The sequence below is a fragment of the Pseudomonas putida genome (assembly GCA_029953615.1).
GTDB lineage: Bacteria > Pseudomonadota > Gammaproteobacteria > Pseudomonadales > Pseudomonadaceae > Aquipseudomonas.
Genome location: CP124529.1, coordinates 4,812,216 through 4,839,163, shown reverse-complemented (window position 1 = coordinate 4,839,163; position 26,948 = coordinate 4,812,216). Strand labels below are relative to the sequence as shown.

The 26,948-nt window shown below is 63.7% G+C and carries 17 protein-coding genes and 2 pseudogenes; 10 read left to right on the top strand and 9 right to left on the bottom strand.

What is annotated here, in order from left to right:
• Window positions 1–255: 255 nt before the first annotated feature.
• The 9 genes and pseudogenes from QIY50_22150 to QIY50_22110 form a co-directional block, all read right to left on the bottom strand.
• Window positions 256–1,743 (bottom strand): efflux transporter outer membrane subunit, encoded by a 1,488-nt coding sequence (locus QIY50_22150; GenBank protein ID WGV19978.1) that lies wholly within the window; start codon window positions 1,741–1,743, stop codon window positions 256–258.
• The gene (locus QIY50_22145; GenBank protein WGV19977.1) at window positions 1,740–4,847 is read right to left on the bottom strand and encodes an efflux RND transporter permease subunit; all 3,108 of its coding nucleotides are present in this window, start codon (window positions 4,845–4,847) and stop codon (window positions 1,740–1,742) included. The genes QIY50_22150 and QIY50_22145 overlap by 4 nt, the downstream gene beginning before the upstream one ends.
• Window positions 4,844–7,943, bottom strand: a pseudogene (locus QIY50_22140) (MdtB/MuxB family multidrug efflux RND transporter permease subunit). The gene QIY50_22145 and the pseudogene QIY50_22140 overlap by 4 nt, the downstream one beginning before the upstream one ends.
• On the bottom strand, window positions 7,940–9,262 hold the full coding sequence (locus tag QIY50_22135) for an MdtA/MuxA family multidrug efflux RND transporter periplasmic adaptor subunit (protein ID WGV19976.1): 1,323 nt from the start codon (window positions 9,260–9,262) through the stop codon (window positions 7,940–7,942). Before QIY50_22135 ends, QIY50_22140 begins: the two are co-directional and overlap by 4 nt.
• A 296-nt stretch (window positions 9,263–9,558) precedes the next feature.
• Window positions 9,559–10,059, bottom strand: a complete 501-nt coding sequence (gene tpx, locus QIY50_22130; GenBank protein WGV19975.1) for a thiol peroxidase — start codon at window positions 10,057–10,059, stop codon at window positions 9,559–9,561.
• A 167-nt stretch (window positions 10,060–10,226) separates the two neighbouring features.
• Complete coding sequence (locus QIY50_22125; protein ID WGV19974.1) at window positions 10,227–11,507, bottom strand: serine/threonine transporter; 1,281 nt, start codon at window positions 11,505–11,507, stop codon at window positions 10,227–10,229.
• A 404-nt stretch (window positions 11,508–11,911) separates the two neighbouring features.
• The gene (locus QIY50_22120) at window positions 11,912–12,943 is read right to left on the bottom strand and encodes an RHS repeat-associated core domain-containing protein (GenBank protein WGV19973.1); all 1,032 of its coding nucleotides are present in this window, start codon (window positions 12,941–12,943) and stop codon (window positions 11,912–11,914) included.
• A gap of 356 nt (window positions 12,944–13,299) precedes the next feature.
• Window positions 13,300–14,496: an amino acid aminotransferase gene (locus tag QIY50_22115; GenBank protein ID WGV19972.1), complete on the bottom strand. Its 1,197-nt coding sequence runs from the start codon at window positions 14,494–14,496 to the stop codon at window positions 13,300–13,302.
• A 226-nt stretch (window positions 14,497–14,722) separates the two neighbouring features.
• Window positions 14,723–15,749, bottom strand: a pseudogene (locus QIY50_22110) (Ldh family oxidoreductase).
• A 143-nt stretch (window positions 15,750–15,892) separates the two neighbouring features.
• Here QIY50_22110 and QIY50_22105 point away from each other — a divergent pair.
• The 10 genes from QIY50_22105 to garD all read left to right on the top strand — a co-directional run bounded on the left by QIY50_22105 (window position 15,893) and on the right by garD (window position 26,866).
• The gene (locus QIY50_22105) at window positions 15,893–16,765 is read left to right on the top strand and encodes a MurR/RpiR family transcriptional regulator (protein WGV19971.1); all 873 of its coding nucleotides are present in this window, start codon (window positions 15,893–15,895) and stop codon (window positions 16,763–16,765) included.
• 22 nt (window positions 16,766–16,787) lie between these two features.
• The gene (locus QIY50_22100) at window positions 16,788–17,540 is read left to right on the top strand and encodes a transporter substrate-binding domain-containing protein (protein ID WGV19970.1); all 753 of its coding nucleotides are present in this window, start codon (window positions 16,788–16,790) and stop codon (window positions 17,538–17,540) included.
• A 145-nt stretch (window positions 17,541–17,685) separates the two neighbouring features.
• Window positions 17,686–18,405 (top strand): ABC transporter permease subunit, encoded by a 720-nt coding sequence (locus QIY50_22095; protein ID WGV19969.1) that lies wholly within the window; start codon window positions 17,686–17,688, stop codon window positions 18,403–18,405.
• Window positions 18,402–19,112: an ABC transporter permease subunit gene (locus QIY50_22090; GenBank protein WGV19968.1), complete on the top strand. Its 711-nt coding sequence runs from the start codon at window positions 18,402–18,404 to the stop codon at window positions 19,110–19,112. The genes QIY50_22095 and QIY50_22090 overlap by 4 nt, the downstream gene beginning before the upstream one ends.
• Window positions 19,113–19,128: 16 nt before the next feature.
• Window positions 19,129–20,373, top strand: coding sequence for an FAD-binding oxidoreductase (locus QIY50_22085; protein WGV19967.1), 1,245 nt, complete (start codon window positions 19,129–19,131; stop codon window positions 20,371–20,373).
• A 22-nt stretch (window positions 20,374–20,395) separates the two neighbouring features.
• On the top strand, window positions 20,396–21,178 hold the full coding sequence (locus QIY50_22080; GenBank protein WGV19966.1) for an amino acid ABC transporter ATP-binding protein: 783 nt from the start codon (window positions 20,396–20,398) through the stop codon (window positions 21,176–21,178).
• Between the two features lie 420 nt (window positions 21,179–21,598).
• Entirely contained in the window at window positions 21,599–22,408 is an 810-nt protein-coding gene (locus QIY50_22075; GenBank protein WGV19965.1) for a type 1 glutamine amidotransferase, read from the top strand.
• A 451-nt stretch (window positions 22,409–22,859) separates the two neighbouring features.
• The gene (kdgD, locus tag QIY50_22070) at window positions 22,860–23,771 is read left to right on the top strand and encodes a 5-dehydro-4-deoxyglucarate dehydratase (GenBank protein ID WGV19964.1); all 912 of its coding nucleotides are present in this window, start codon (window positions 22,860–22,862) and stop codon (window positions 23,769–23,771) included.
• Window positions 23,772–23,875: 104 nt separating this feature from the next.
• Window positions 23,876–25,237 (top strand): MFS transporter, encoded by a 1,362-nt coding sequence (locus QIY50_22065; GenBank protein WGV19963.1) that lies wholly within the window; start codon window positions 23,876–23,878, stop codon window positions 25,235–25,237.
• Between the two features lie 75 nt (window positions 25,238–25,312).
• Complete coding sequence (gene garD, locus QIY50_22060; protein WGV19962.1) at window positions 25,313–26,866, top strand: galactarate dehydratase; 1,554 nt, start codon at window positions 25,313–25,315, stop codon at window positions 26,864–26,866.
• Window positions 26,867–26,948 lie beyond the last annotated feature (82 nt).

Here is a 26,948-nt window from a genome sequence, read left to right as displayed (position 1 = left end):
GGACGGGGGGCCCGGAAAAAGCTGACGATTGTACTCAAGCTTAAGCGAAACGCACGGGGTTTTTGCGAATGGGAATGGATCCAAAGACTACAAGGGCCTGGACGGATGCGCGGTAGCTGCAGGAGCGGCCTTGTGTTGCGATCGGGGCGCGAAGCGCCCCCAGTGATTTGTGCTTGTACCCATTTCTGGGGGCTGCTTCGCAGCCCGATCGCGACACAAGGCCGCTCCTACAGGGAGCCGCGTCCAAAGGTCGATTCAATCCTGCTCCGCAAGAGCCTGGTCGGCATCCCAGCCACCGCCCAGCGCGGCAACCAGCTGCACGCTGGCCACCAGGCGCCCCTGCAGCAGGTTCAACACACTGCGCTCGTTGCTCAGTGCCGTGGTCTGCACGTTGACCACATCCAGGTAGCCGATCAGCCCGGCGCGGTACTGGTTCTCGGTCAGGCGCAGCGACTCGCGGGCAGCATCCAGTGCCTCCTGGCGTACCACCGCTTCATCGCCATACACCTTCAATTGCACCAGCAGGTTTTCCACTTCCTTGAAGCCGTCGAGCACGGTCTGGCGGTACTGCGCCACGGTCTGGTCATACACCGCCACCGTGCGGTCCACCTCGGCACTGCGCTTGCCGGCGTCGAACAAGGTCAGTGCCAGCTGCGGGCCCACCGACCAGTAGCGGTTGGGCAGTTCGATCCAGTTGCTGAAGCTGCTGCTGGAGTACCCTCCACTCATGCTCAGGCTCAGGTCCGGGAAGTACGCCGCCCGCGACACGCCGATGTTGGCGTTGGCAGCCATCACGTTGCGTTCGGCCGCAGCGATGTCCGGGCGCCGCTCCAGCAACTGCGAGGGCAAGGCCAGCGGAATTTGCGGCAGCGCCGGAATGGCCTTGCTGTCGGCCAGGGCGAAATCGGCCGGGGCCTTGCCCAGCAACACGGCAATGGCGTTCTCGAACTGTGCGCGCTGCCAGACCAGGTCGATCAGGTCGGCCTGGGTGCTCTTGAGCTGGGTACGCGCCTGGGCCACCGCGTCCGGGCCGGCGACGCCGGCGCGGTACTGGTTTTCGTTCATCCGCAGGGAGCGTTCATAAGCTGCCACAGTGGCTTCCAACAGGCGCTTCTGCTCGTCGATCACCCTTAACTGCAGGTAGTTCTGCACCAGTTCCGACTGCTGGCTGAGGCGGATCGAGGCCAGGTCAGCCAGGCTGGCTTCGGCACTGGCCTGGTTGGCGTTGAGGGTTTCGCGCAGCTTGCCCCACAGGTCGATTTCCCAACTGACGCCGAGCTGGGCGTTGTAGGTGTTGCGAATGCCGCTGCTGTTGTTGGACAGGCTCGAACTGGAGCTGCCGGTGCCCTGGGCCGAGCGGTTCTTGCTGACGCTCAGGTCCAGGCTGGGGAACAGCGCCGCCCGGCTGCTGCGCACCAGCGCCTGGGCCTGGCGGTACTGGGCCTCCGACTGTGCCACAGTCTGGTTGCTGCGGTTGAGCTCTTCTACCAGCGCATTGAGCCCGGCATCGCCGTAGATTTCCCACCAGGCGCCGCGGGCAATGGCATCGGACGGCGTGGCCTGGGTCCAGCCTTCGGCATGCTTGAACTGGGCCGTGCTGCTCAGCTCCGGGCGGTGGTAGTCCGGGCTCAGGGTGCAGGCGCTGAGCATGGCGACGCACAACCCGGCGCCGAGCAGGCGCGAGCCACGCCCGCGGGTCAGCGTCTGCAGAGCGCGGTGAAGTGGGGTCTGGGCAAAAGTCATAGCGGGGTTTCCAGGGCGGCGTCGGTGCGCACGCCACGCCAACGGTTGAAACGGTGACGCAGGCGGTCCAGGTACAGGTAGACCACCGGTGTCGTGTAAAGGGTGAGGATCTGGCTGAACACCAGGCCGCCAATGATGGTCAGGCCCAGTGGCTGGCGCATTTCCGCGCCTTCGGCATGGCTAAGCAGCAGCGGCAAGGCACCCAGGATCGCCGCCAGGGTAGTCATCAGGATCGGCCGCAGGCGCAGCAGGCAGGCCCGGCGGATCGACTCTTCCGGTGTCAGGCCCTGATGGCGCTCCAGCTGCAGGGCCAGGTCGATCATCAGGATGGCGTTCTTCTTCACCACCCCGATCAGCAGGAACAGCCCAAGCAGCGAGATCAGGCTGAATTCGCCGCCGGTGACGTACAGCGCCAGCAAGGCACCGACGCCGGCCGAGGGCAGTGTCGAGAGGATGGTCAGCGGGTGAATGTAGCTTTCGTAGAGGATACCCAGCACCAGGTAGACCAGCACCAGCGCACCCAGGATCATCAGCGGCTGGCCCTCCTGGGTCTTGGCGAAGGCATCGGCGCTACCGCCGAGCCTGGCGATCACTTCCTCAGGCAAGCCCAGCTTGGCCACCGCGCGCTCCAGTGCCGCCATGGCCTGGTCGGGGCTGTAGCCTTCGGCGACGTCGAAGGCGATGCTTTCGGCGGCGAACTGGCCTTCGTGGCTGACCCGGTCATTGGCCAGGCTGTTCTCGTAATGGGCGATGGTCGACAGCGGTACGCGGGCACCGTCAGCGGTAATCACCTGCACCTGCTCGAGGGTGCTCGGGTCCCAGGCGTACTTCGGGTTGATCTCCAGCACCACCTGGTACTGGTTGAGGCTGTCGTAGATGGTGGAAATCTGCCGCTGGCTGTAGGCGTTGTTCAGTACCGTGGTGACCATGTCCATGTCGATTCCCAGGCGCTTGGCCTGGTCGCGGTCGACCACCAAGGTCACCTGCTGGGTGCCGGCACCGTCGCGGGCGTCGATGGCAGTCAGCTGCGGCAGTGTACGCAGCGCCGCCACAACTTTCGGGAACCATTCGCGCAGCGCCGCCAGGTCGCCGCTTTGCAGGGTATAAAGGTACTGCGACGACGTCTGGTCGCGGCCGCCGCCGCCCAGTTGCAGGTCCTGGTCGGCCATCAGGAACAGGCGCCCGCCTGGCACCTTGGGCATTTCCTTGCGCAGGCGCTCGATCACCTTCTGCGCATCGATCTTGCGCTCGCTGATCGGCTTCAGGCGCACCAGCACGAAGGCGTTGTTGGTGCCGCTGTTGCCGCCGATGAATCCGGCAACGCTCTGCACCGCCGGGTCGGCCAGCAAGGCCCGGCGATACACTTCCATTTTCGGCTGCATCACGCTGAATGACAGGCCGTCGTCGCCGCGGATGAAGCCCATCAGCTGGCCGGTGTCCTGCTGTGGCATCAGTGTCTTTGGCACCACCACGTACAGGGCGATGTTGAGGCCGATGGTGGCCAGCAGGCTGAACAGAGTCAGGCGTTTGTGGCGCAAGGCCCAGCCCAGGCTGTGGTCATAGGCACCGACCATGCGCTGGTGCAACTGATCGCTCCAGCGCTGCAGGCGGGTCTGCCCGGCCTGCTGCGGCTTGAGCCAGCGGGCACACAACATCGGCGTGAGGGACAGCGATACCACCAGCGACACGATGATCGCCGCCGCCAGGGTGATGGAAAACTCCTGGAACAGGTTGCGCACGATGCCGCCCATGAACAGGATGGAGACGAACACGGCCACCAGCGACACGTTCATCGACAGCAAGGTGAAACCCACTTCCCTGGCACCAAGGAAGGCCGCTTTCATCGGCGGTTGGCCGTCCTCGATGTGCCGGGAGATGTTCTCCAGCACCACGATGGCATCGTCCACCACCAGGCCGGTGGCGAGGATCAGCGCCATCAGCGACAGGTTGTTGAGCGAGAAACCGCACAGGTACATGACCGCGAAGGTGCCCACCAGTGACACCGGCACCGCCAGGCTGGGGATCAGCGAGGCACGCAAGCTGCCGAGGAACAGGTAGACCACCAGAATCACCAGCACCACGGCAATCAGCAGGGTGTGCTCGGCTTCCTTGAGGGTTGCCTTGATCACTGGCGAACGGTCCATGGCCACGTTCAGTTGCACGCTGGCCGGCAGCAGCGACTGCAGCGCCGGCAGCTGCGCCTTGATCTGCTCGACCGTTTCGATGATGTTGGCCCCGGTCTGGCGGTTGACCACCAGCAGTACCGCGCTCTGGTCATTGAAGAAGCCGCTGTTGTAGCGGTTCTCGACGCCGTCGGTGATGGTTGCCACGTCGGACAGGCGCAGGATGGTGCCGTTCTGCTGGCGGATCACCACCGGCTCGTAGTCCTTGGCGCTTTCCAGCTGGTCGTTGGCACGCACCTGCCAACTGCGCTCGGCGTCCTCGACAAAGCCCATCGGCCGGCGCTGGTTGGCGTTGGATACCGCCGTGCGTACTTCATCCAGCGACAGGCCGTACTGATTGAGCAATTGCGGCTCCACGGCAATGCGCACCGCCGGCAGCGAGCTGCCGCCAATCTGCACCTCCCCTACCCCCGGCACCTGGGCCAGGCTCTGCGACAGAATGGTGTCGGCCAGGTCGTACAGCTGGCCTTTCTGCAGCACGTCCGAGGTCAGCGACAGCACCATGATCGGTGCCTGCGACGGGTTGATCTTCTTGTAGGTGGGCATGCTGCGCATACCGCTGGGTAGCAGATTGCGGGTGGCGTTGATCGCCGCCTGTACCTCGCGCGCCGCACCGTCGATGTCGCGGCCCATCTCGAAACCGATGATCACCCGCGTGGAGCCCTGGTTGGAGCTGCTGGTCAGGGTGGTCACGCCGGCAATGCTGCCCAGTTTGCGCTCCAGCGGCGTGGCAACGGTGGACGCCATTACTTCCGGGCTGGCGCCGGACAGGTTGGCCGACACCACGATCACCGGGAAGTCCATTTGAGGTAGCGGTGCCACCGGCAGCAGGCCGAAGCTGACCCCGCCCAGCAGCATGATCGCCAGGCTCAACAGCATGGTAGCCACCGGGCGACGGATGAAAGGACCGGACAGGTTCATGCCTCGGCCTGCTTCACGTCATTGGCCGGGCGCCAGCGGCGGGCCAGGCGGTCGAAGTACAGGTAGATGACCGGGGTGGTGAACAACGTCAACACCTGGCTGACCAGCAACCCGCCGACCATCACCAGGCCCAGCGGCTGGCGCAACTCGGCGCCGGAGCCGGTGGCGAGCATCAGCGGCACGGCGCCGAACAGCGCGGCCAGGGTGGTCATCAGGATCGGCCGGAAGCGCAGCAACGCGGCCTGGTAGATGGCATCGCGCGGGCTCATGCCCTGCTGGCGCTCGGCTTCGAGGGCAAAGTCGATCATCATGATCGCGTTCTTCTTGACGATACCGATCAGCAGGATGATGCCGATGATGGCGATCATGCCCAGGTCGTTGCCGCTGATGAGCAAGGCCAGCAAGGCGCCGACCGCCGCCGACGGCAGGGTCGAAAGAATGGTCACCGGGTGGATGTAGCTCTCGTACAGCACGCCCAGCACGATGTACATGGTCACCACCGCCGCCAGGATCAGCAGCAAGGTGCTCGACAGCGATGCCTGGAACGCCTGCGCCGCGCCCTGGAAGCGGGTTTGCACGCCCAGCGGCATGCCGATGTCCTTTTGCACCTGCTCGATCACCTGCACCGCCTTGCCCAGCGAAGCGCCATGGGCCAGGTTGAACGACAGGGTCACCGCCGGGAACTGGCCGATGTGGGAAATGGCCAGCTGGGCCTGGCGCTGCTCGATGCGCGCCAGCGCCGACAGGCGCACCTGGCCGCCATCAGTGGCCTTGACATGGATCGACTCCAGCGCCTGCGGGCCGATCACCGCCGCATCCTGTGACTGCAGCACCACGCGGTACTGGCTGGCCTGGGTGTAGATGGTCGAGATCTGGCGCTGGCCGAAGGCGTCGTAGAGGGCGTTGGTGATCTGCGACACGCTTATCCCCAGGCGGCTGGCCATGTCGCGGTCGATTACCAGGTACACCTGCAGCCCCTTGTCCTGCAGGTCGCTGGCCACGTCGGCCAGTTCCGCGCGCTGCTGCAGCGCCTGCACCAGCTTGCCGCTCCACTGCGCCAGCAACTCGGCGTCCGGTGACGACAGGCTGAACTGGTACTGGGTACGGCTGACCCGGTCTTCGATACTCAGGTCCTGCACCGGCTGCATGAACAGGCGGATGCCCACCAGCCGGTCGACTTGCGGCTGCAGGCGGTCGATCACCTCGCTGGCAGTCACATCGCGCTCGCCATGAGGCTTGAGGTTGATCAGCAGGCGGCCGCTGTTGAGTGTGGCATTGTCGCCATCGACGCCGATGTAGGACGACAGGCTCTGCACCGCCGGGTCCTGCAGGATCACCTTGCTCAGGGCCTGCTGACGTTCACTCATGGCGGCGAACGAGGTGGACTGCGGCGCTTCGGAAATGCCCTGGATCACCCCGGTGTCCTGCACCGGGAAGAAGCCCTTGGGCACCACCATGTACAGGAACACGGTGAGCGCCAGGCTGGCCACGGCCACCAGCAGCGTCAGCGGCTGGCGCTTGAGTACCCACTGCAGGGCGCTGCCGTAGTGCCTGATCAGCCAGTCTATCCAGGCGCCACTGGCGCGGTAGAAGCGGCCCTGTTCTTCTTCCTTGGGCTCGCGCTTGAGCAGGCGCGCGCACATCATCGGCGTCAGGGTCAGCGATACTATTAGGGAAATCAGGATGGCCACCGCCAGGGTAATGGCGAACTCGCGGAACAGGCGGCCGACCACATCGGCCATGAACAGCAGCGGGATCAGTACCGCAATCAGCGAGAAGGTCAGCGAGATCAAGGTGAAGCCGATTTGCCGGGCGCCCTTGAGCGCCGCCTGCATGGGCGTCTCGCCCTCCTCGATGTGCCGGGAGATGTTCTCCAGCATGACGATCGCATCGTCGACCACGAAGCCGGTGGCGATGGTCAGGGCCATCAGCGTCAGGTTGTTGACCGAGAAACCGGCCAGGTACATCACGCCAAAGGTGCCGATCAGCGACAACGGCACGGCGATCGACGGAATGAGGGTGGCACTGAAACGGCGCAGGAAGACGAACGTGACCATCACCACCAGGGCGATGGCGATCAGCAGTTCGTGCTGTACGTCCTTGACCGCGGCGCGGATGGTCTGGGTGCGATCGGTGAGCACCGAAACATCGAGGCCGGCCGGCAGATTGTCGGTGATCGACGGCAGCAGGGCCTTGATACGGTCGACCACTTCGATGACGTTGGCGCCCGGCTGGCGCTGGATGTTCAGCAGCACCGCGTGGTTTTCATTGGCCCAGGCGGCCAGGCGCTCGTTTTCGGCGCCGTCGACGATTTCGGCCACGTCCTTGAGGCGCAGTGGTGCGCCGTTGTTGTAGGCCAGGATCAGGTTGGCGTACTCCTCAGGGGAGCGCAGCTGATCGTTGGCGTCGAGCATCGAGACCCGGGTCGGGCCGTCGAAGTTGCCCTTGGGCTGGTTGACGTTGGAGGCGCCGATCAGGGTGCGTACGTCCTCCAGGTTCAGGCCGTTGGCGGCCAGGGCATCGACGTTGACCTTGATCCGCACCGCCTGGCGCTGGCCGCCGGCGATACTGACCATGCCAACCCCGCTGATCTGCGCGAGCTTCTGCGCCACCCGGGTATCGACCAGGTCGTTGAGCTTGGGCAGCGGCATGGTCTTGCTGGAGATGGCCAGGGTCAGCACCGGGGTGTCGGCCGGGTTGACCTTGTTGTACACCGGCGGCGCCGGCAGGTCGCTGGGCAGCAGGTTGCTGGCGGCGTTGATCGCGGCCTGCACCTGTTGCTCGGCAACGTCCATGTTCATGTCGAGGTTAAAGCGCAAGGTCAGCACCGAGGCGCCGCCGGGAGCTGGTCGAGGCCATCTGTTCCAGGCCTGGCATCTGGCCGAACTGGCGCTCCAGCGGTGCGGTAACGGCGCTGGTCATGACCTGCGGGCTGGCGCCGGGGTACAGGGTCATGACCCGGATGGTCGGGTAATCCACCTGCGGCAGGGCGGAAACCGGCAGCAGCTTGTAGGCGATCAGGCCGGCCAGAACGATGGCCAGCATGCTCAGCGTGGTGGCAACCGGCCGCAGGATGAACAGGCGCGAGAGGTTCATGCGCCCGCCTTGCCTGCTGCGCTACCTGGCTGTGCTTGACCAGGCTGCACATCGCCAGCGCGTGCCGCCCCCTTGGCTTCCTGCCCTTGCAGGTGCTGGCCCGGGGTGGTCGGCACCTGCGAGCTGTCCTCCACCACTTCCACCTGGGTGCCTTCGCGCAGGCGGTCGGTGCCTTCCAGCACCAGGCGGTCGCCTGCCTTGAGGCCTTCGAGGATGACGGTGTTTTCGCCGTCGCTGGCGCCCACCTTGAGCTTGCGCACATTCACCTTGCTTTCGGCGTTGACCACATAGGCGAAAGTGCCGTCGTTGCCGAACTGGATCGCCGCCGCCGGGGCCAGGGTCACCTGCTTGAGGGTATCGGCCAGCAGGCGCACGTTGACAAACTGGTTGGGGAACAGGGCCAGGTCCTTGTTCTCGAAGCGGCCCTTGAACTTGAGGGTGCCGGTGGTGGTGTCGATCTGGTTGTCGATGCTGCCCAGCACGCCGGTAGACTGCAGCTTGCTGTCACTGCGGTCCCAGGCCTCGACCGGCAGGGTGGCACCGCTGCGGTAGCGCTCCAGCACGGTGCTCAGCTCGGTTTCCGGCAGGGTGAAGGCGACGCTGATCGGCTCGGTCTGGGTAATCACCACCAGCGCGGTGGTGTCGTTGGCCGCCACCAGGTTGCCCAGGTCGAGCTGGCGCAGGCCCACGCGGCCGTTGATTGGCGCGCGAATCTGGGTGAAATCGAGGTTCAGGCGGGCATCGTTGACCTGCGCCTGGTTGGTCTTCACCAGCCCCTGGAACTGCGCTACCTGCGCTTCGGCGGTGTCGAGGGTTTGCTTGGCGATGCTGTCTTCGGCGTACAGGCCTTTATAGCGGGCCAGGTCGACCTGGGCGTTCTTCAGCTGCGCCTGGTTCTGCGCCAGGGTGCCTTCGGCCTGTTGCAGGGCGATGCGGTACGGGCGCGGATCAATCTCGGCGAGCAAGTCGCCGGCCTTGACTTGCTGGCCTTCCTTGAAGTGGATCTTCACCAGCTCGCCAGCCACGCGGCTGCGCACGTTGACGGTGTTGGTCGCGGTGACTGTGCCCAGGGCCTTGTAGTACAGGGGGAAGTCGCCCACCCGCACCGGCTCGACGCGCACCGGCACCGGGTCGCTGGAACCGCCAAAGCCCGGGCGGCCGCCCATCATGCCCATGCCCTTGCCACCGCGCCCGGCACTGCCTTCTTTATGCGCAGGTGTCGCTGCAGGCCATAGCCACCAGGCCAGTGCAGCCACCAGCAGCAGGATCAGCAGGCCAACGAGCCAGCGACGAGGGGAACGGGAATTGGACGCTTGCATGGGTTGAACGAACCTTGTTCGGAATGACGGCCTGGGGAGGATGAACGATAAGCACTGGCATTGTTTTAGCAAAGCGCCTTTACCAGAGGTTTACCTTTGCCTGACGTTGCCAAGGGGTTGAACTTTAAATGAAAACGGCCCGGAAATGGTTCCGGGCCGTTTACAGGGTATTGCCTGGGGTGGCCTCTTCGCGGGCTTGCCCGCTCCCACAGGTACTGCACTGCACCTGTGGGAGCGGGTTTACCCGCGAAGAGGCCGGTACAGGCTAAAGATGCCCGCCCTGCCCCACACAACTCTTACTTCAGTACAGCCAGCGCCGCATCGTAGTTCGGCTCATCAGCGATTTCGCCAACCAGCTCGCTGTGCAGCACCTTGTCGTTTTCGTCCAGCACCACCACGGCACGGGCGGCCAGGCCGGCCAGCGGGCCATCGGCGATGGCCACGCCGTAGTTTTCGAGGAACTCGCGGCCACGCAGGGTCGACAGGTTCTTCACGTTGTCCAGGCCTTCGGCGCCGCAGAAGCGCGCCTGGGCGAACGGCAGGTCGGCAGAGATGCACAGCACCACGGTGTTGGCCACATCGTTGGCCTGGGCGTTGAACTTGCGCACGGAGGTAGCGCAGGTCGGGGTGTCGACGCTCGGGAAGATGTTCAGCACCTTGCGCTTGCCGGCGTAGTCTTTCAGCGACTTGTCAGCCAGGCCTTCACCGACCAGGGAGAAAGCCGGCGCCTGGGCGCCGGTTTTCGGCAGCTCGCCTTTGACCTGAACCGGGTTGCCTTTGAGAGTCACTTGAGCCATGACGAAATCCTTATGCGGGGTTTGAAAAGGACAATGAGTTAAGCACGAAGGCGCCCGGGTGCCTATGGGGGCTGGTGAAATTGTTCTATTGCCGGACAATTCCTGTGGACAAAAAAATGCCCGGGTGGCGACAAGCGCCCCGGGCATTTGTCACAGCAGGCGGCGTATCAGCCCAGCAGGCCGTATACCACCGAGGTCAGCGCAACCAGGCCAACCACCACTACGAACACGTTGGAGGCAGCACCGCTGTATTTGCGCATCGACGGCACGCGGCGAATGGCGTACATCGGCATCAGGAACAGCAGCACCGCGAGGATCGGGCCGCCGAGCGACTCGATCATGCCGAGGATGCTCGGGTTGAGGGTGGCGACGATCCAGCACACCACCAGCATCAGCGCGGCAACCACCCGGTCCAGGGTCTTGGCCGCAGGGCGTGCACCGGCCTTGGCGAGGATGCCCTTCAGGCCTTCGCTGGCGCCGATATAGTGGCCGAGGAACGACTTGGCGATGGCCACGAAGGCAATCAGCGGCGCAGCGAACGCGATGGTCGGGTTGCTGAAGTGGTTGGCCAGGTACGACAGGATCGACAGGTTCTGCGCCTTGGCCTCGGCCAGTTGGGCGCTGCTCAGGGTGAGCACGCAGCTGAACACGAAGAACAGCACCATCACCACCATCAGCAGGTGGGCACGGCGCAGGATCTGGCCGCTGCGCTCATCGGCATGCTCGCCGTAGCGGCGCTTCTGGTCGACGGCAAAGGCGGAGATGATCGGTGAGTGGTTGAACGAGAACACCATCACCGGAATCGCCAGCCACAGGGTGTGCAGGAACGCCGAGGTCGGCGGCACCTGGGCGGCGCTGTCGAGAATGCCACCGGTCCAGTGCGGCACCAGGTACAGGCCCAGCAACGCCAGGGCAACGATGAACGGGTACACCAGCAGGCTCATGACCTTGACCGTGGCCTGCTCCCCGCAGCGCACGATGGCCAGCAGGCCGAGGATCAGCACGAACGACAGGATCACGCGCGGCGGCGGTTGCATGTGCAACTGGTGCTCGATGAAGCTGGACACGGTGTTGGTCAGCGCCACGCTGTAGATCAGCAGGATCGGGAAGATCGCGAAGAAGTACAGCACGGTGATCGAGGCACCGGCGGTGCTGCCGAAATGCTCCTTGACCACTTCGGTGATATCGCCGCCATTGCGCCCGGAAAGGACAAAACGGGTCAGCCCGCGGTGAGCGAAATAGGTCATCGGGAAGGCCAGCAAGGCCAGGATCAGTAACGGCCAGAAGCCGCCAAGGCCGGCGTTGATCGGCAGGAACAAGGTTCCGGCGCCGATCGCTGTGCCGAACAGGCCCAGCATCCAGGTGGTGTCGTGACGCGACCAACTGCCGAGGGTGGCGGGGGTCGATTCTGCAAAGCGTTGTTCAACGCTTGGGGCCTGCTCATTCATTCCGGGTGAAGCTCCACTCGCAAGACTGCAACAGGCTGAGAATGGCGAAATAGACGTTTCGCCATTCTCAACCGAAAAAGGGAGCGCGATTGTGCACGGAAAGGTTGCACTTGCGAAGCCCTTTTCCGAGGACCGGTTGCACTTGTCATGACAAGCGGAAGAGTCTGCTGAAGCTGCGCGCTAAATGTGAGCGGCCTTGCGTCGCGAAAGGGGGCGCAGCCGCACAGGGCCCCTGAAAGGTTATTTCTGGACGGCAGAGAGGGCTTCGGCAACCCGTCGAGGGTTTCTCGGGTGCAAACCGGGCAGGCGAGCACCTTCGGACAGATACAGAGCCTCAAGATGGGGGGCATTCATATACTCTACAGTCGACAACCCGTCTGTGGTGAGGCTAAGTTAAAGATGCGTCAGTATGCATCGCGAGGCCTATCGACAATCCCTTGCCTGCTCCACTCGGAAAGTTGGTTGGCGTTCTTCTTTAACTTGTGTGGATTCCGGATGGCACCTACACGTGTTTTTGTCGATGTTCCACCCAAAAGGCCATGTACCTTCGCAAACGTGTACCCTTCGCTTGTTGTACCCTCCCAAGCTCCAACCGTGGAGGTATACCCTGAAGACTGGGCATTTGTTAGCGCCGCCATTTCAGATGCCACAGATTTTCCCGTTGTTGGAGATTTCATCGCGGAATAGCAAACAAGAAAGTGCGTTTGCCTTCCTTGCATCTCTACGCCCCCTTGGACAAGCATATCGTGAAGACTCCGAACAGACAGCGGAACATGCACATTAATATCTGGATCAACACTAATGGCCCCAGGCACTCCATGCGCACTAATATAAAGTTTCGGTAGATTTCGCCCCGACCGTTTATTGGATTCGAACGCTGTGAGACCGCCCAAGCGAAATACAATTTTTCCTTCATATTTTTTTGCAGTTACAATTGGTACCAGCGAAGATCCAGTCACTCGACTAAAAGCGCTATTTAGTCTACTGAAAACGCTCAAGAGCGTGACTGGAGCGTGCCCATCCGGATCAATATTATTTACCGGATCCCCTGCGCAATAGCCGTAAGCATTTAGACCGCCTCGACCAAAGGGACAAAAGCGATCAGGAGATAAAAATCGCATCAAGCCAGGACTGTAACTACGGCAACCATTGCCAAGTGTATAGTGACCAAAAAGTGCGTCCCAGTAGTATCCGGCATAACCGATCAGGCCTGGCAAGTTGGCAGCGGACCCACTCCCTCCGTAGGCACTGTAGTGAATACTGCGAGCACCTTTTAACCCCACACTCCCCAAGACCGAGGCTTGTTTGTCTCCCCACACAACTCGGGCAGCCGTATCGTACTCTGCTAGCACCTCTCGACCATGGCGAATGATTTGTTGAACATCCTCTTTCGACTTGAAGGTGTGAGCTTGCCCTGCACAATAAAACAGCCTCATTACTCCCTCTCGCACTTGGAGTCTTTACGGACGAGCAAGTATTGGCGGCTGGGCCTTATGACACAACTGGCAAAAGTGACAGGTGGTTTGGACCTTGCGAGAGCTGTTCAAGTCTAGCTGCACATGCCTTGAAACCAATGTGCCAGCGATGGGCTGCGAAGCAGGCCCGATGCAGGCGGCACCCTTCTGACGAATTGTTATTGACTTGGGACTTTGGGGCCGCTGCGCAGCCCATCGCCGGCAAGCGCGGCTCCCACACCGAATGCGGTGGGTTTGCGGGCAGAGTTCCCTGCGCGACAGCGCAGCCCGGAAGGGCTGCGGTCCCACAGGAGGGGCCGCGCAGGGCCCCTGGAGGGTTACTTCTGAACGGCAGCGAACGCTTCAGCAACCCGTTGCAGGTTGGCCGGGCGCAGGCCGGACATGCATACGCGGCCGCTGTCGATCAGGTACACGCCGAACTCGTCACGCAGGCGGCGCACCTGCTCGACGCTGAAGCCGGTGTAGCTGAACATGCCGCGCTGGCGCAGGAAGAACTGGAAGTCCTGGCCTGGCAGCAGCACGGCCAGGGCATCGACCAGCGCCTGGCGCATGTCGAGGATCCGTTTGCGCATCACTTCGACTTCCTCGGCCCACTGGGCATTGAGGGCGGCATCGCCGAGCACGCCAGCGACCAGCTGGGCGCCGAAGTTGGGCGGGCTGGAGTAGTTGCGGCGCACGGTTGCCTTGAGCTGGCCGAGCACGCTCTGGGCAGTGGCGTCATCGTCACAGACCACCGACAGGCCGCCGACCCGCTCGCCGTACAGCGAGAAGATCTTCGAGAACGAGTTGCTGACCAGGCACGGCACGCCGGCGCGGGCCATTTCGCGGATGGCGTAGGCGTCTTCCACCAGGCCTTCGGCGAAGCCCTGGTACGCGATGTCGAGGAACGGGATAAGTTGACGTGCCTTGACCACTTCAACCACTTGTTGCCACTGGTGCTGTTCCAGGTCGGCACCGGTGGGGTTGTGGCAGCACGGGTGCAGCAGCACCACGCTGTTGGCCGGCAGGGTCTGCAGGGTGGCCAGCATCCCGTCGAAGTCCACGCCACGGGTGGTCTGGTCGAAGTACGGGTAGGTGTGCACCTTGAAGCCGGCGCCTTCGAAGATGGCGCGATGGTTGTCCCAGGTCGGGTTGCTGACCCAGACTTCGGACTGCGGGAAATAGCGCTTGAGGAAGTCGGCACCGACTTTCAGTGCGCCGGAACCGCCCACGGTCTGCACGGTAGCCACGCGCCCGCCGGTCACGGCCGGGTGGTCGGCGCCGAACAGTAGCGCCTGGATCGCCTGGCGGTAGCTGGCCAGGCCTTCCATCGGCAGGTACAGCGAGGCTTCGTGGTCCTGGCCGGCGATGCGTTTTTCCACCGCATCCACAGCCGCCAGTTGCGGCACCACGCCGGCCTCATCGTAGTACAGGCCGATACTCAGGTTGACCTTGTCGGCGCGCGGGTCGGCCTTGAAGGTTTCCATCAACGAGAGGATCGGGTCGCCGGCATAGGCATCGACATGTTTGAACACAGCGTGCAGCTCCTTGGATCAGGACAGTTCGAAAAGGCAGCCCTGAGCATAACCGGAGTGCGGGCTCAGGAACATCAACTATTGTGCAAGGTTGTCTATGCAACATTGCATGGCTCAAGATCTGTGCTGGATTCTTCGCGGGCATGCCCGCTCCCACAGGTCATGCACAATATCCGGAACCTGTGATGCCCCCTGTGGGAGCGGGCGTGCCCGCGAAGAGCCCGGGTCAGCCAAGCAGCTCCTTCAGGCCTTGCAACTCCTGCTCGGTCACCGCCACCCCCTCCTCCTCGGCCACCTCGCGCTCGCGGTAACGCCGCTCGCCCGGCATGCGCGTCAGCCCCACCGCCTGCATTTGCTCGACCAGCTCGCGGCTGCGCTGGGCAAACCGCTCGCCCTCGGCCTTGCTCGGGTCGATGACGATGATCAGTTGCCCGGTCCATGGCGTCTTCGCCCCCGGGTGCCCCGACCAGTCGAACTCCCAGGAGAAATGCCCGCCGGTCAGCGCCGCCGCCAGCAACTCCACCATCATCGACAGGGCCGAGCCCTTGTGCCCGCCAAATGGCAGCAAAGCACCGCCCTCCAGAATCGCCTTGGGGTCGGTGGTCGGCTCGCCATTGGCATCCACCCCCATGCCCTCCGGCAACTGCTGGCCAGCGCGGGCGGCAATCTGCACATCGCCATGGGCCATGGCGCATGGTGGCCATGTCGAAAACGATCGGGTCATGTTCGGCGCAAGGTGCGGCAAAGGCGATCGGGTTGGTGCCGAACAGCGGCTTGCGGGCGCCGTGCGGCACCACGCAGGTCATGCTGTTGACCACGCTCAGGGCCACCAGGCCTTCGTCTGCAAATGGCTCAACATCCGGCCACAGCGCGGCAAAGTGGTGCGAGTTGTGGATCGCCAGTACGGCGATACCGGCGCTGCGCGCCTTGGCTACCAACAATTCACGGGCCGCCGCCAGCGCAGGCTGGGCAAAGCCGCCCGCGGCATCGACACGAACATAACCGGGCGCCACGTCGCTGACCTTCGGCGTGGCCTGGCCATCGACCCAGCCGCTGGCCAGGGTCGAGACATAACCGGGCATGCGGAATACCCCATGGCTATGCGCACCATCGCGCTGGGCGCTGGCGCAGTTGTAGGCCAGCACCCGGGCCACGCTGTCGCTGCAGCCATGGCGCTGGAAGATGCTCTGCAACAGGCCCTGCAGCTCGATAAAAGGCACACGCACGACGGTGCTGGTGGAAGGTGCGGACATCTGAAGCTCCTTGTTGGAATTGGAATGGCTACAGCGTTGCAACGACAAAAACTTTCCTGCATGTGACAGCTATCTGTCAAATGTTGACTTGATGACAGAAAACAGCCATTTTCTTTCACAAGCCTTACCCCTGGAGCCGCAGCATGAGCCAACCGATCAAGCAACGCCTGGAAAACAGCCTTGAAGGGGCCGCTGCTTCGGGCCGCAAGATCGCCAGCTACATGCTCGCCAACCTGCACGAACTGCCGTTCCAGACCTCGGCCAGCATCGCCGTCAAGCTGGGTGTCAGCGAATCCAGTGTCGGCCGCTTCTGCCGTTCATTGGGTTATGCCCACCTCAAGGCGTTGAAGCAAGACCTGCAAAACGACCTGGGCGATGGCCCATGGCTGGTAGGTGACCGCCTGCAAGATTACCGCCAGAACCAGGACGGCAGTGACAACGCCGGCAGCCTGGAGCAGGAAATCGCCGCCCTGGTGCGCGTGCACGAGTATCGCCAGAGCAGCGCTTGGCACTGCGTCGCGCAGCGCCTGGCGAGCAAGCAGCGGGTGTTCATCGCCGGTTTCCAGACCGAGCGCGGCATCGCCATGTGCATGAGCCACCTGCTGCAGTACCTGCGCGATGGCGTGCAACTGGTCGATATCGGTGCCGGGCACTTTGGCGAAGTATTGCTGGGACGCGCCGAAGATAGCGCCCTGGTGGTGTTCGAAGCCCGCCGTTATTCCCGCCATGCCCTGCTGTTGTGCCAGAAGGCGCGCGAGGCTGGCATAGCGGTCACCCTGGTGACCGACCCCTTCTGTGATTGGGCGGATGCCAACGCCGACGAGGTGTTCCGCATCCCCACCGAGTTCAACCTGTTCTGGGAGTCCACCTCGACCATGCTGTCGTGGGTGCACCTGATGGTCAACGAGGTCTGCAAGAAGCTCGGACCGGATGTTGAAAAACGCTTGGAAGCAACTGCCGCTCTACATAACGAATTCGTCGGCTACACCTCGTGGTCGACGGGAAAACAACAATAGCAAGAGTGCAATGAGGTGCGATATGAACAAGACCATGGCCTTGGTGGGTGCGTGCGCCCTGCTGCTGTCGGGTGCCGCCAGTGCCGAAACCCTGCGCTTCGCCACCGAGGGTGCCTACCCGCCCTTCAATTATGTCGACGCCAATAACCAGTTGCACGGCTTCGACATCGACATCACCCATGCCCTGTGCGAGCAGATGAAGGTCGAGTGCACGCTGGTGGCCCAGGACTGGGAAGGCATCATCCCGGCACTGATGGCACGCAAGTACGACGCAGTGGTCGCGTCGATGATCAACACCGAAGAACGGCGCAAGAAGATCGCCTTCACCGACCACTACTACCGCACCCCGCTGACCGTCGCCGTGGCCAAGGACAGCAAGATCAGCGACGCCCAGACCAACTTCGACGGCTACACCGTTGGCGCCCAGTCGTCCTCCACCCAGGCCATCTACGCCGAAGACGTCTACGCCAAGGCCGGTGCCGACGTGAAGCTTTACCCGACCATGGACGAAGCCAATGCCGACCTGGCCGCGGGCCGCCTGGACGGCGTGATTGCCGACAAATTCCCGCTGCACGAGTGGATGACCAAGAACGGCGGGGATTGCTGCAAGATCCTCGGCGATGTCGCCGACACCAAGGCCGATGCCGCGATTGCCGTGCGCAAGGACGATGAAGCCCTGCGCCAGCGCCTGAACGTTGCACTGCAACAGATCGTGGCCAACGGTACCTACCAGAAGATCGCCAGCAAGTACTTCGCTTTCGATATCTACAACTGATCTTCAAGCCCTCATTGCCTGGCCGGGCCCTATCGCCGGCAAGCCAGCTCCCACAGGTTGCTCACTGACCTGAAGAACAGAGATGTACCTGTGGGAGCTGGCTTGCCGGCGATGGGGCCGGTGAGGTCAACACAAGGTGTTCGTCATGCTCGATCAATTGTCCTTGCTGTCCTTCGCCAGCGGAGGCTGGGGCCAGGCGCTGCTGGCCGGCGCGCTGGTCACCGTGTCCCTGGCCCTGGCCTGCCTGCCCATCGGCCTGCCGCTGGGCCTGGTTGTCGCCCTCGCCGCACGCTCGCGCAAGCGCTTGCCGCGGGCCTGGGCCACCACCTTCTCCACTGTGTTCCGGGGCCTGCCCGAACTGCTGACACTGCTGATCATCTATTACGGCTGCCAGATCGCGGCGCAGAAGATCCTCGCGGCCATGGGCTACCAGGGTGAGTTCCTGATCAATACCTTTCTCGCCGCGATGATCGCTTTCAGCCTGGTGTTCGCCGCGTTTTCCAGCGAGATCTGGCTGGCCGCCTTCAAGACCCTGCCCAAGGGCCAGCTCGAAGCCTGCTCGGCGCTGGGCCTGAGCAAGCGCACCGGCTTCTTCAAGGTGCTGCTGCCGCAACTGACCCGCATCGCCCTGCCCGGCCTGTCCAACAACTGGCTGTCGCTGCTCAAGGACACCTCGCTGGTATCCACCATCTCGCTGGTCGACCTGATGCGCCAGACCAACCTGGCGGTCAGCGTGACCAAGGAGCCGATGTTCTTCTATGGCGTCGCCTGCCTGGGCTACTTGCTGTTCGCCGCACTTTCCGGGCAGGTGTTCGCCTTCATCGAACGGCGCAGCAACCGCCACCTGCAAGGAGCACGCGCATGAGCTTCGAACAACTGCTGGCGCTGGTCCTCGACCCCGAGCTACTCGACCGCTACGGGCCGCGCTTTCTCGATGGCCTGCTGGTAACCGCCAAACTGGTGGCGATTTCCTTCAGCCTGGGTGCCGTGCTCGGCCTGTTGCTGGCCCTGGCGCGCATGTCACGCAGCCTGCTGCTGCAGCGCATGGCCGCTGGCTACGTGTATTTCTTCCGCGGCTCGCCGCTGCTGGCCCAGCTGTTCCTGCTGTATTACGGCCTGGGCTCGCTCAAGGGCTTCTGGCAGGACGTCGGCCTGTGGTGGTTCTTCCGCGAGGCGTGGTTCTGCACCCTGCTGGCGTTCACCCTGAATACCGCCGCCTACCAGGCCGAGATCTTCCGCGGCAGCCTGATGGCCGTCGCCCCCGGGCAACATGAGGCGGCACGGGCGCTGAACCTGAAGCGCTCGACCACTTTCTTCAAGGTGATCCTGCCGCAGTCGCTGCTGGTGGCCATCGGCCCGCTGGGCAACGAACTGATCCTGATGATCAAGGCCAGCGCGATCGCTTCGCTGGTGACCATCTACGACCTTATGGGCGTGACCAAACTGGCTTTCTCGCGCAGTTTCGACTTCCAGATCTACCTGTGGGCCGCCGTGCTCTATCTGCTGATCGTCGAACTGGTGCGGCGCCTGCTGAAGCACCTGGAAGCCCGCCTGGGCCGCCACCTGAACTGACCGAAGGATACGCTCCATGCATTGCCAGACCCTTGTCCTCGGCGCCGGCATCGTCGGCGTCAGCACCGCGCTGCACCTGCAGGCCCGCGGGCGCCAGGTGACCCTGATCGACCGCGACGAACCGGGCAGCGGCACCAGCCACGGCAACGCCGGGCTGATCGAGCGCTCCAGCGTGATCCCTTATGCCTTCCCCCGGCAACTGGGCGCGCTGCTACGCTACGGCCTGAACCGCCAGCCCGATGTGCGCTACAGCCTGCTGCACCTGCCCAAGGCCGCCCCGTGGCTGTGGCGCTACTGGCGCCAGTCGGCCCCCGGGCGCCTGGCCGGGGCCGCTGCCGACATGCTGCCGCTGGTGCAGCGCTGCGTCGAAGAGCACGACGCTTTCATTACTGCTGCCGGCCTGGAAGGGCTGGTACAGGCCAAAGGCTGGATCGAAGTGTTCCGTGAGCCGGCACTGTTCGAGCAGGCCAAGGCCGACGCCAAGGGCCTCGCCCGTTATGGCCTGCAGTTCGAAATCCTCGAATGCGGGCAGTTGCAGGCCCGCGAGCACCAGCTGGACGCCAGCGTGGTCGGTGGCATTCACTGGCTCGACCCCAAGACCGTGAACAACCCCGGTGCCCTCACCCGCGGCTACGCCACCCTGTTCATGCAACGCGGCGGGCAGTTCCTGCATGGCGATGCACGCAGCCTGCGCCAGGTCGACGGCCAGTGGCGGGTAGACAGCCGCCGCGGCCCGATTACCGCCAATGAGGTGGTGGCGTGCCTCGGCCCGCAGTCGGCCGACCTGTTCAACGGCCTGGGCTACCAGATCCCGCTGGCGATCAAACGTGGCTACCACATGCACTACAGCACCCGTGACGGTGCGCAACTGGAGCACTCTATCTGTGATACCCAGGGCGGCTACGTGCTGGCGCCAATGGCCCGCGGCGTGCGCCTGACCACCGGCATCGAGTTCGACGCCAGCAGCGCGCCGGGCAACCAGATCCAGTTGGGCCGCTGCGAAGCCCTGGCGCGCAAGCTGTTCCCTGCCCTGGGCGAGCGCCTGGACGACACCCCTTGGCTGGGTCGTCGCCCATGCCTGCCCGACATGCGCCCGGTGATCGGCCCGGCGCCGCGCCACCCGGGGTTGTGGTTCAACTTCGGCCACGCCCACCACGGCCTCACCCTGGGCCCGGTCAGCGGCCGGCTGGTGGCCGAACTGGTCACCGGCGAACGCCCCTTCACCGACCCCGCGCCCTACAGCGCGACCCGTTTCGACTGAACCCCTGCGGGAGAACAACAAGATGACCGCACCACTGAGCCTTGCCACCCTTGCCCCCGAACCCGACCCGCGCCCGGTGCTGATCCGCATCGAAGGCCTGAACAAGCACTACGGCGCATTCCACGTGCTACGCGACATCGACCTGCAGGTGCGCGAAGGCGAACGCATCGTGCTCTGCGGGCCGTCCGGCTCGGGCAAGTCGACCCTGATCCGCTGCATCAACCGCCTGGAAGTGGCCCAGCAGGGCAGCATCAAGGTAGATGGCATCGACCTGGCGGCCACCAGCCGCGAAGCGGCGCAGGTGCGCAGCGATATCGGCATGGTGTTCCAGCACTTCAACCTGTTTCCGCACATGAGCGTGCTGGACAACTGCCTGCTGGCCCCCACAAGCGTGCGCGGCTTGTCGCGCAAGGATGCCGAAGAGCGGGCGCGCATGTACCTGAAGAAGGTTGGTATCGAAAGCCAGGCGCACAAATACCCCAGTCAGTTGTCTGGCGGGCAGCAGCAGCGCGTGGCTATTGCCCGGGCACTGTGCATGAAGCCGCGGATAATGCTGTTCGACGAGCCCACCTCGGCGCTGGACCCGGAAATGGTCGCCGAGGTGCTGGATGTGCTGGTGCAGCTGGCCGGCACCGGCATGACCATGCTCTGCGTCACCCATGAAATGGGCTTTGCCCGCCAGGTGGCCGAGCGGGTGCTGTTCCTCGAGGGCGGGCAGATCATCGAAGACAGCCCGCCGCAGGTATTCTTCAACCAGCCGCGTACCGAGCGGGCCAAGGGGTTCCTGGCGCAAATACTGCACTGACACCTGTTCCGGCCTCTTCGCGGGCTCGCCCGCTCCCACAGGATCCCCTCGGCCTTCGAGACCGGTGATCAACCTGTGGGAGCGGGCATGCCCGCGAAGAGGCCGGAACAGGCGACACCTTCATTGCACCGCTGCAAAGACCCAACTGCATCGTTAAATATTATTGACCTTAACCCCCGCCAAACCCTCGCCACCACGGGCCTGCACCGGTTTCAGCCCTTGAAAACCGGCGTATTCCCGGCCACAAAGCCCTGTTCCGTCGTTTGACATATCGAACGGCTCTGGCAAGCTATCTACAAGCCCCGACCGGAATCGTCGCCTCCGACGAGCCGGCAGTGCTCGGGGCTACAGGCTGCACCCAAGGCCCCGCGCCGTGCACCTGCACAACAACGACAGGCCGAACCTGTCCCAAGGTGACATATGTCCAACAGCAACATTGGCAACAAGCAACCTTCCCTGCGCAAACCCGTCGTCCTGATGACCATGGGCAGCCAAGAGCGCAAAGGCCATGACTACCAGGTCATGACCCACAAATACATCACCCCGCTGGTCGAGTTTTCCGATTGCGTCCCGGTACTGGTGCCCACCTGCTGCGGCATCGAGGACCTCGAGACCTATCTGGACATGGCCGACGGTGTGTACCTGACGGGCGCCGGCAGCAACATCGACCCGGCCTTGTACGGCCAGGAGAACCAGACCCCCGGCAAAGGCCAGGACCAGAACCGCGACCTGTTCGACATCCCGCTGGTCAAGGCAGCAATCAAGCGTGGTCTGCCGATCTTCGGCATCTGCCGTGGCATGCAGGAAATCAACGTTGCCCTGGGTGGCGACATCTACCAGAAGGTGTACGCCGAGCCAGGCTTCAACGACCACCGGGAAAACCCGGAAGACCCGGTCGAGGTGCAATACGCCCAGGTGCATGGCGTGAAGATCAAGCCGGACAGCTGGCTGCGTGAAACCCTGGGTACCGACGAGATTCGCGTCAACTCGCTGCATGGCCAAGGGCTGCACAAGCTCGGTGCCGGCATCGAGGCCATCGCCCACGCCGAAGACGGCCTGGTCGAGGCAATTCATGCTCCGAGCATTTCGCCGTTCCTGTTCGCCGTGCAGTGGCACCCGGAGTGGCAAGCGGCGAAGAACCCGGACTCGATCAAGATCTTCCAGGCTTTCGGTGATGCTTGCCGAGCCCAGGTACGCAAAGCGCAGATCAAGCGCCAGCACGCGGCCTGACCCTAGCTTTCCTCTGCTTTGATCGCGGGGCGGCGCAAGGCCGCCCCCGTTTTCCCCGGTCACCCTCTGCTGGTCCCAGAACACTTCCCGTGGAAACGGGCGGCGGGCTTGTGCCTGTCTCCGCGATCGTTTTTTCCTTCCCTGCATAGAGATACGATGACTGATCGCGAGTAGTCTGCGATCTGTGTCTCCTGCTTCCGTTTTTTCGCCTGTACCGGCCTCTTCGCGGGCACGCCCGCTCCCACACGAATCTCTCAACTGTCTCAAGCGCAGCGCAGTCTCTGTGGGAGCGGGCAAGCCCGCGAGGAGGCCAGTGCAGGCAATAGCACCTCCTCCCAACCGCGCCATAAAAAATCTCATGGAGGGACTAGTCATCATGCATGTTGTACGATAACTTACCTCCAGTGCAAAACAACCCCCTTCACCCAAGCGCCACAGGATGCCAACAACAATGACGCCACAAGAACTCAAATCCATCCTCTCCCACGGCCTACTGTCTTTCCCGGTCACCGACTTCAACGCCCAGGGCGACTTCAACCCCGCTGGCTATGCCAAGCGCCTGGAGTGGCTGGCCCCGTACGGTGCCAGCGCCCTGTTCGCCGCCGGCGGCACCGGTGAGTTCTTCTCCCTGGCCGCCAGTGAGTACAGCCAGGTGATCAAGACCGCCGTCGACACCTGCGCCAAGTCGGTCCCCATCCTCGCCGGCGTCGGCGGCTCCACTCGCCAGGCCATCGAATACGCGCAAGAAGCCGAGCGCCTGGGTGCCAAGGGCCTGCTGCTGCTGCCGCACTACCTGACCGAAGCCAGCCAGGAAGGCGTCGCCGCCCATGTCGAAGCGGTGTGCAAATCGGTAACCATCGGCGTCGTCGTCTACAACCGCAACGTCTGCCGCCTGAACGCCGACCTGCTGGAAAAACTGGCCGAGCGCTGCCCGAACCTGATCGGCTACAAGGACGGCCTGGGTGACATCGAGTTGATGGTGTCGATCCGTCGCCGCCTGGGCGACCGCTTCAGCTACCTGGGTGGCCTGCCTACGGCCGAGGTGTATGCTGCTGCCTACAAGGCGCTGGGCGTGCCGGTGTACTCCTCCGCCGTGTTCAACTTCGTGCCGAAGACCGCCATGGACTTCTACAACGCGATCGCCCGCGACGACCACGCCACCGTGGCCAGGCTGATCGACGATTTCTTCCTGCCTTACCTGGATATCCGCAACCGCAAGGCCGGCTACGCCGTGAGCATCGTCAAGGCCGGCGCCAGAATCGCCGGTTACGACGCCGGCCCGGTGCGTACTCCGCTTACCGACCTCAGCGCCGACGAGTACGACAAACTCGCCGCACTGATGGACAAGATGGGGCCGCAGTAAGCGCTGCCCGCGGCCTGCCATATGCCGCACCCGGAGTGGGTCAGCCCCGCTCCGGTTACAATTCGTGAGCCCGCACAAAAATAACTAGTGGGAGTACTACCAGCATGCAAGCGACGAAGAAGACGCATGTGCGCTACCTGATCCTGTTCATGCTGTTCCTGGTGACCACGATCAACTACGCCGACCGCGCCACCATTGCTATCGCGGGCTCCAGCCTGCAGAAAGACCTCGGCATCGACGCCGTGACCCTCGGCTACATCTTCTCCGCCTTCGGCTGGGCATACGTGGCTGGCCAGATTCCTGGCGGCTGGCTGCTTGACCGCTTCGGCTCCAAGAACGTCTACGCCTTCAGCATTTTCACCTGGTCGCTGTTCACCCTGCTGCAGGGCTTTGTCGGCGGCCTGCCGGTAGCCTGGGCGGTGGTGACGCTGTTCACCCTGCGCTTTTTGGTCGGTTTTGCCGAAGCCCCGTCGTTCCCGGGCAATGCGCGCATCGTCGCGGCCTGGTTCCCGACCCAGGAACGCGGTACCGCCTCGGCCATCTTCAACTCGGCGCAGTACTTCGCCACGGCACTGTTCGCACCGATCATGGGCTGGATCGTGTTCAGCTTCGGCTGGGAGCACGTGTTCGTGGTCATGGGCGCGCTGGGCATCGTGTTCTCCATGATATGGCTGAAGACCATCTACAACCCTCGCCAACACCCACGCATCAGCCCTGGCGAACTCGAGCACATCGAGCAGAACGGCGGCCTGGTGGACATGGACCAGAAGCGCGGCAACGACGGCCCGAAATGGGGCTACATCAAGCAACTGCTGACCAGCCGCATGCTGCTGGGCGTGTATCTGGGCCAGTACTGCATCAACGCCATCACCTACTTCTTCCTCACCTGGTTTCCGGTGTACCTGGTGCAAGAGCGCGGCATGACCATCCTCAAGGCAGGCTTCATTGCCTCGCTGCCGGCGGTCTGCGGCTTCATCGGTGGTGTGCTGGGCGGGGTGATCTCCGACTGGCTGTTGCGCCGCGGCAATTCGCTGACCTTCTCGCGCAAGCTGCCGATCGTCTGCGGCCTGCTGCTGTCGACCACCATGGTGTTCTGCAACTACGTCGACGCCGAGTGGATGGTGGTCGGCTTCATGACCCTGGCGTTCTTCGGCAAAGGCATCGGTGCGCTGGGCTGGGCGGTGGTCGCAGACACCTCGCCGAAGCAGATCGCCGGGCTGTCGGGCGGGCTGTTCAACACCTTCGGCAACATCGCCTCGATCACCACGCCGATCGTCATCGGCTACATCATCAGCGCCACGGGTTCGTTCAAGTGGGCCCTGGTGTATGTCGGCGCCAACGCCCTGGTGGCGGTGTTCAGCTACCTGGTGATCGTCGGCCCGATCAAGCGCATCGAGCTGCGTGAAAGCCCAAAGCCTGACGCCGAGCCAGTGGCCGGCAGCGAACTGGCCGGCTCGCGCCATTGAGAGAACACGCCCGCGTCGGCCACCGCCGCGGGCGGATGTACAAAAGCCTGAGAACCTGACAAGTAGGGCCCGAACATGCAGTTGATCGAACATTCCGACTCGCCCCGCTACGTCCGCCTGCACGACGACGACAATGTCGTGGTGGTGGTCAACGATGGCGGCCTGGGCGAAGGCGCCCGCTTCGCCGACGGCCTGACCTTGGTCGAGGGCGTGCCACAGAGCCACAAGGTGGCCACCGTGGCCATCGCCAAGGGTGAACCGGTGCGCCGCTACGGGCAGGTCATCGGTTACGCGCTGGAAGACCTGCGCCAGGGCAGTTGGGTGCAGGAGAGCCAGCTGGCCATGCCCGCCGCCCCGGCGCTGGACAGCCTGCCACGCTGCAACGCCGTCCCGCAGCCGCTGCCGCCGCTCGAAGGCTTCACCTTCGACGGCTACCGCAACGCTGACGGCACCGTTGGCACTCGCAACATCCTCGGCATCACCACCACCGTGCAGTGCGTGGCCGGCGTGCTGGAGCATGCGGTCAAGCGCATTCGCAGCGAGTTGCTGCCCAGGTACCCCAACGTCGATGACGTGGTGGCGATAACCCACAGCTATGGCTGTGGCGTGGCGATTAACGCGCGCGATGCCTATATCCCGATCCGTACGGTGCGCAACCTGGCGCGCAACCCCAACCTGGGCGGCGAAGCCCTGGTCATCAGCCTGGGCTGCGAAAAGCTGCAGGCCGACCAGGTGATGCACGACAACGACCCGTCGGTGGACCTCAGCGACCCGTGGCTGTACCGCCTGCAAGACGCCAGCCTGGGCTTTGTGGAAATGATCGAACAGATCATGGACCTGGCCGAAACCCGCCTTAAGAAACTCGACCAGCGCCGCCGCGAAACCGTGCCGGCCAGCGAACTGATCCTGGGTATGCAGTGCGGCGGCAGCGATGCCTTCTCGGGCATAACCGCCAACCCGGCGCTGGGCTATGCCGCCGACCTGCTGGTACGCGCAGGCGCCACTGTGCTGTTCTCGGAAGTGACCGAAGTGCGCGATGCCATCTACATGCTCACCTCGCGCGCAGAAAACCAGCAGGTCGCAGACGCCCTGGTACGCGAAATGGACTGGTACGACCGCTACCTGCAGCAAGGCGCCGCCGACCGCAGCGCCAACACCACACCGGGCAACAAGAAAGGCGGCCTGTCGAATATCGTAGAGAAGTCGCTGGGGTCGATCGTCAAGTCCGGTAGCGGCGCCATCCAGGGCGTGCTCGGCCCGGGCGAGCGGGTCAAGCGCAAAGGCCTGATCTTCTGCGCCACCCCGGCCAGCGACTTTGTCTGCGGCACCCTGCAACTGGCTGCCGGCATGAACCTGCATGTGTTCACCACCGGCCGCGGCACCCCGTACGGCCTGGCCATGGCGCCAGTGGTCAAGGTATGCACCCGCAGCGAGCTGGCCCAGCGCTGGCCCGACCTGATCGACATCGACGCCGGGCGCATCGCCAGCGGCCGCTCGACCATCGAGGAGCTGGGCTGGGAACTGTTCCACTACTACCTGGACGTGGCCAGCGGCCGCAAGCAGACCTGGGCCGAACAGCACCGCTTGCACAACGACATCACCCTGTTCAACCCGGCACCGATTACCTGATGCCCAGGGCTTGTCCAGTTCAGCACTGCAACGCGGCCCCTGTGGGAGCGGGCATGCCCGCGAAGCAGGCAACCCGGTGTAT